The sequence below is a fragment of the Cupriavidus lacunae genome (assembly GCF_003353055.1).
In the GTDB taxonomy this organism is placed as follows: Bacteria; Pseudomonadota; Gammaproteobacteria; order Burkholderiales; family Burkholderiaceae; genus Cupriavidus; species Cupriavidus lacunae.
In genome coordinates this window covers 1-1,331 of the sequence record NZ_QKWJ01000229.1, presented here as the reverse complement: position 1 = coordinate 1,331, position 1,331 = coordinate 1, and the positions used below count along the sequence as shown (strand labels likewise).

Below are 1,331 nucleotides of genomic sequence, written 5' to 3'. Positions count from 1 at the left end.
GGACGTGTCAGGAATTTTGTGTGCTGAGGTCGGTTAAAGTTAAACGGATCTCAGCGTAGGGCGTTGGTGAAGCGGTCGCCAAAGAGGATGGCGAACTGGTTGGCCGCTTGCTTCCAGGTGATGGGCGGCATCTTCCAGTCTTTCTCGATATTGCGCAAGGCTAGATAGAGCAGCTTGCTGGCGGCTTCGTCGCTAGGGAAGTGGCCCCGATTCTTGACGATCTTGCGCAACTGCATGTGCATGCTCTCGATGGCATTTGTGGTGTAGATGATCTTGCGGACTTCGGGCGGGTAGACGAAGAACGGGATGACCTGCTCCCATTGCCGCCGCCACATATCGGCCACCGTCGGGAATTTGCGGCCCCAATCGCTGCCAGCAAAGGCATCTAACGCAACCGCAGCGGCGTCGGCCGTGGCAGCTTGGTAAATCGGCTTGAGCGCAGCAGCCAGGCTCTTACGGTCCTTCCAACTCGCCAGGTTGAGTGAATTGCGGATCAGGTGGACGATGCAGGTCTGGATTTGCGCGGCGGGGTAGACCGCCTCGATCGCTTCGGGGAAGCCGCGCAGGCCATCAACCACGGCGACCAGGATGTCGTCCAAACCTCGGTTCTTCAGTTCGTTGAAGACCTTGAGCCAGAACTTGGCGCCCTCGGTTTGCTCGATCCACAGCCCGAGCACTTCCTTGCGCCCATCGGCGCGGATGCCCAGCGCGAGGTACACCGCCTTGTTCCTGACGGTGCCTTCGTCGCGGATCTTCAGGCGCAGCGCGTCGAAGTAGACGATGGGGTACATCGCCTCCAGCGGGCGCTGCTGCCATTGTTCGACCTCGGCCAGCACTTCGTCGGTGATGGTGGAAATCAGGTCGGGCGAGACCTGCAGCCCATACAGTTCCTGCAAATGGCCCTGAATCTCACGTACGCTCATCCCGCGTGCATACATGCTGATTACGTGGTCGTTGAAGCCGGGCAGACGGCGTTGGTACTTGGCGACCAGTTGCGGCTCGAAGGTGGCCTGCCGGTCGCGCGGAATATCCAGTTCCAGCTCGCCGTTGGGCGTGATGACCGTCTTGGGACTGCTGCCGTTGCGGTGATTGCCGCTCTTGCCTTGCTTGGCCTCGCTGGCCAGATGGTGCGTCAGTTCGGCGGCAAGCATACGCTCGGCCAACTGCTTCTTGAGCAGGCCGGCCAAGCCTGATTCACCGAGAATCGACTCGGCGTCCTTGTTCTGTACCTGAGCCAGTAGTTGATCGATCAACTCATCCGGAAACAGCTTCGGTGCGCTCGATTTCTTGCTCTTCTTCGTCATGCTTGTTGTTTCGGTCATAAGGGCGTT

Annotated in this window: 1 protein-coding gene; it reads right to left on the bottom strand. The window is 59.4% G+C overall.

All coding sequences use genetic code 11. From position 1 onward, the window contains the following. Positions 1 to 50: 50 nt before the first annotated feature. Complete coding sequence (locus DN412_RS42835; protein ID WP_115216992.1) at positions 51 to 1,304, bottom strand: IS256 family transposase; 1,254 nt, start codon at positions 1,302 to 1,304, stop codon at positions 51 to 53. Between the last annotated feature and the right edge of the window lie 27 nt (positions 1,305 to 1,331).

Bases quoted from the DNA above. Each gene is read 5' to 3' on its own strand.
- DN412_RS42835 (WP_115216992.1), bottom strand. From the start codon at position 1,304: ATGACGAAGAAGAGCAAGAAATCGAGCGCACCGAAGCTGTTTCCGGAT.